Source organism: Rhodoblastus sp., from assembly GCF_041915505.1.
Classification (GTDB): domain Bacteria; phylum Pseudomonadota; class Alphaproteobacteria; order Rhizobiales; family Beijerinckiaceae; genus Rhodoblastus.
Window position 1 is genome coordinate 1 of sequence record NZ_JAYSBG010000332.1, and the last position, 3,844, is coordinate 3,844.

5 protein-coding genes are annotated in these 3,844 nt (G+C 65.8%); all 5 read left to right on the forward strand.

All coding sequences use genetic code 11. The features are described 5' to 3' along the window. Positions 1-439 precede the first annotated feature (439 nt). Positions 440-1,483: an FAD-dependent oxidoreductase gene (locus tag ACE3S9_RS16320; protein WP_374547535.1), complete on the forward strand. Its 1,044-nt coding sequence runs from the start codon at positions 440-442 to the stop codon at positions 1,481-1,483. Next, complete coding sequence (gene thiS, locus ACE3S9_RS16325; RefSeq protein ID WP_374547536.1) at positions 1,437-1,634, forward strand: sulfur carrier protein ThiS; 198 nt, start codon at positions 1,437-1,439, stop codon at positions 1,632-1,634. Before ACE3S9_RS16320 ends, thiS begins: the two co-directional genes overlap by 47 nt. A gap of 34 nt (positions 1,635-1,668) precedes the next feature. Continuing rightward, entirely contained in the window at positions 1,669-2,448 is a 780-nt protein-coding gene (locus ACE3S9_RS16330; protein WP_374547537.1) for a thiazole synthase, read from the forward strand. Beyond that, positions 2,445-3,050: a thiamine phosphate synthase gene (locus ACE3S9_RS16335; protein ID WP_374547538.1), complete on the forward strand. Its 606-nt coding sequence runs from the start codon at positions 2,445-2,447 to the stop codon at positions 3,048-3,050. The genes ACE3S9_RS16330 and ACE3S9_RS16335 overlap by 4 nt, the downstream gene beginning before the upstream one ends. A gap of 61 nt (positions 3,051-3,111) precedes the next feature. Next, positions 3,112-3,844, forward strand: a 733-nt coding sequence (locus tag ACE3S9_RS16340) for a hypothetical protein (RefSeq protein ID WP_374547539.1), incomplete at its 3' end; no start/stop codon positions are given.

The following is a 3,844-nucleotide window of genomic DNA, read 5'->3' on the forward strand; positions in this document are numbered from 1 at the left end:
ATGCGCTGCGCCGCCGCGGTCTTGTCGTTTTGTAGGGTCACGCCAGCCATCTTCCTGCTCATCTGTCAGATATAACACGCGGCTGGAGTTTTTTGAACGGTTCTAAACACGAAGTAAAGCCGTTTCCGCCGCTTTGTTGCTGCTACGCAAGCACGGCGCCAATTCGCCAATCCGCGATCTGTCCCTTGACGCGGGGGGCGTCGAGGACACATAAGTTTCATCATTGCCAAGGGGAGCCCCGCCAGGGGGCTGAGAGGCTGGCGGCGTCGCTGCGCAAGCAGAGGACGGCCCGGCGACCCTCAGGCGGCCTCGACAGGCCGCCGCACCTGATCCAGTTCGCACTGGCGGAGGGATGGCGCGAAACGAAGGTCTCCTTCGCTCACGCCCGTTTCTTTTCCGGGGCTTTTTCCGCCAAAAAGGCGGGTGACGAGGGCGAGACATGCGCATTCGCATCATTGGCGCCGGCGCGGCCGGGCTGACCGCCGCATACGAACTCGTCACGCGCGCCAAGGCGGCCGGCCGCGACATCGCTCTGGAAATCGTCGAGAAACAGCCGGGCCCGGGCCGGGGCTGCTCCTTTTACGCCGGCGGCATGATCGCGCCCTGGTGCGAGGCTGAATCGACCGAGCCGATCGTGGCGACCCTTGGCGCCGAAGCGTTGGATTTCTGGACGAACGTCCTTCCGATTGCCGAACGCCGGGGCAGCCTGGTGGTGGCGCCCCAACGCGACCGCGCCGAACTGGTCCAGTTCTCGCGGCGCACCTCGCATTTCGCCACGCTCGACCGCGACGGCCTCGCCGCGCTGGAGCCCGACCTCGCCGATAATTTCTCCGGCGCGCTCTATTTCGAGGAGGAGGCGCATCTCGCGCCGCGCGCGGCCACCGCCCATCTCGCCGGCCTGCTCGCTGCCGAGCGCAATGTCGCCTTTCATTATGGCGTCGACGCCGCAACCCTGCCCGACCGTTGCGATTGGGTGCTGGATTGCCGGGGATATGCCGCCAAGCCCAATCTTTCCGGCCTGCGCGGGGTCAAGGGCGAGATGATGATCCTGCGCTCGGCGGATATCCGGCTGTCGCGCCCCGTTCGCATGCTGCATCCGCGCCATCCGGTCTATGTCGTGCCGCGCCCCGACGGGACCTTCATGGTTGGTGCGACGATGATCGAGAACGAGGAGCGGGCGCGGGTCACGGCGCAATCCCTGGTCGAGCTGGTCAATTCGGCCTTCGCGATCCATCCGGCTTTCGCCCAGGCCGAAGTGGTCGAGACCGGCTCGGACGTGCGGCCGAGCTTCGCCGACAATCTGCCGCGAATCGTGCGCGACGGGCGCCGGCTGTTCCTCAACGGGCTTTACCGGCACGGCTTCCTGCTGTCGCCGCCGCTCGCCAGCCGCGCCGCGCGGGTCGTGCTGGAAGACGCTTATTTTCCGGAGGTCATGGATGAAGATCGTGGTCAATGGCGAGACGCGCGACGTGTGCGCGCCTGACCTCGCTGCGCTGCTCGCTGAACTCGACCTTGGTTCGGACCATGTCGCCACCGCGGTCAATGAGAATTTCGTGCGCGCCAAGGATCGCGCCGGCCGGGTTCTGGCCGAGGGCGACCGGGTCGAGATCCTGACGCCGCGCCAAGGTGGATGATGCGCGGATGATGAGGCGATGATGAGGCGATGAGATGAACGATCCCGTGCGTTTCTACGATACCGAACTGACCTCGCGCCTGCTGGTCGGCACAGCGCAATATCCCTCGCCCGCCATTCTCGCCGAGGCCCTGGCGGCTTCGCGCGCGGAAGTGGTGACCGTTTCCCTGCGTCGCGAGGCCGGGGGCGGGCGCGCCGGCGAAAGTTTCTGGGGCCTGATCCGGGGGCTCGGGCTGCGCGTGCTGCCCAATACGGCCGGTTGCCGCACCGTCAAGGAGGCGGTGTCGACCGCGCAGATGGCGCGGGAATTGTTCGGCACCAATTGGATCAAGCTGGAGGTGATCGGCGAGGAGGACCTGCTCGCGCCGGACGTGTTCGGGCTGGTCGAGGCCGCGCGCATCCTGTGCGACGACGGCTTCTGCGTCTTTCCCTATACGACCGACGATCTGGTGGTGGCGGAAAAGCTGCTCGACGCCGGCTGCAAGGTGCTGATGCCCTGGGGCGCGCCGATCGGCTCGGGCCGGGGGCTCAACAATCTGTTCGCCTTGCGCGCCATGCGGGCGCATTTCCCCAATATTCCGCTGGTGATCGACGCCGGCCTGGGGACGCCGTCGCAGGCGGCGCACGCCTTTGAGCTGGGCTATGACGCCGTGCTGCTCAATACGGCGATCGCCCGCGCGGGCGATCCGATCGCCATGGCGCGGGCCTTCGCTTTGGCATGCGAAGCCGGGCGGGCGGCGTATCGCGCGACGCCGATGGAGCCCAAGGACATGGCCGCCCCTTCTACCCCCGTGCTGGGCCGCGCCTTTTCATGAAACTCGATCCCTTCTACCTCATCGTCGATCATGTCGACTGGATCCGCCGCCTGCTGCCCTGCGGGGTGAAACTCGTCCAGTTGCGGGTGAAAGAGACGAGCGAGCCCGATCTGCGCGCCCAGATCGCCGCCGCGCGCGATCTCTGCCGCGATTACGGCGCGCAATTGATCGTCAATGATTATTGGCGGCTCGCCCTGGAGCTTGGCTGCGATTTCATCCATCTCGGCCAGGAGGACCTTGCGGCGGCCGATCTCGTCGCCATCCGCCGGGGCGGGCTGAAGCTCGGCGTCTCGACCCATGACGACGCCGAACTGGGGACCGCGCTGGCGGCGCGCCCGGATTATGTCGCGCTGGGCCCGGTCTTCCCGACCCTGCTCAAGAAAATGCCCTGGGCGCCGCAGGGATTGGAAAAGATCGGCTTGTGGAAAAGCAAGATCGGCGACACGCCGCTGGTCGCCATCGGCGGGCTGACGCCGGAGCGCGCGGTCGAGGCCCTGCGCGCTGGCGCGCAAAGCGCGGCCGTCGTCACCGACATCACCCTCAACGCCGACCCCGAGGCGCGGACGCGACTATGGTTCACGGCGACCCGGACTTTCGCCTGACGGAAAAAGGCGTTATCACGCGGCGGAGGCGCCGCGCGGCGGAGCCGAAAGGAGACCGTCGATGTCCGATCCCCGATATGACGATCTCGTCGCCCATGCGGTGAAGTCGATTCGGGCGGCCGAGGTCTTTTCCAAGCCCTATCCTCATCTGGTCTTCCGCAATTTCTGGCCGGAGGATTTTTATCAGGAGCTGATCGTCAACCGCCCCGATGAGGCGGGCTATGTTCAGCTCAACGGCGCCAATACCCGCCGGCAGTTCACCTTGTTCGACGGCTCCTGCGACGCCGGCGACGATTATCGCCGCGCCTTGTGGAAGCTGGTGTCCGATGTTTGCTCGGATGCCGAAGTGGAGGCCGCCCTGCGCGAGCAGCTCGACGAGGGCCTGCGCATTCGCTCCAAGGCCAGCAAGGAAGGCTGGCCGGTTCCGATGTATCCGCGCCCGGTGCTCTACGCCGATTATGACGGCTATCGAATCAAGCCGCATCCCGACACCCGGCGCAAGGTCATGACCGTGCTGATCTATATGCCGGAGGACGACAGCCAGAAGGCGCTCGGCACCACTCTCTACCGCCTCTCGCCCAAGGGCCTGTTTTCGTGGAAGAGTTTCGGCCTTGCCGAGGACAAGACCGTGCCTTTCCTGCCCAATACCGGCTGCGCCTTCGTGGTCATCCACCCGACCTATGATTTCCTGCGCACGAGCTGGCACGGCCGCGATTCGATCAATATCGACAATTCCAAGCCGCGCTTTTCGATCCTCAACACCTATTACGCCCAGCCGGTCCAAAAGGCGGTTT

Bases quoted from the DNA above. Each gene is read 5' to 3' on its own strand.
- ACE3S9_RS16320 (WP_374547535.1), top strand. From the start codon at position 440: ATGCGCATTCGCATCATTGGCGCCGGCGCGGCCGGGCTGACCGCCGCA.
- ACE3S9_RS16335 (WP_374547538.1), top strand. From the start codon at position 2,445: ATGAAACTCGATCCCTTCTACCTCATCGTCGATCATGTCGACTGGATC.
- ACE3S9_RS16330 (WP_374547537.1), top strand. From the start codon at position 1,669: ATGAACGATCCCGTGCGTTTCTACGATACCGAACTGACCTCGCGCCTG.
- thiS (WP_374547536.1), top strand. From the start codon at position 1,437: ATGAAGATCGTGGTCAATGGCGAGACGCGCGACGTGTGCGCGCCTGAC.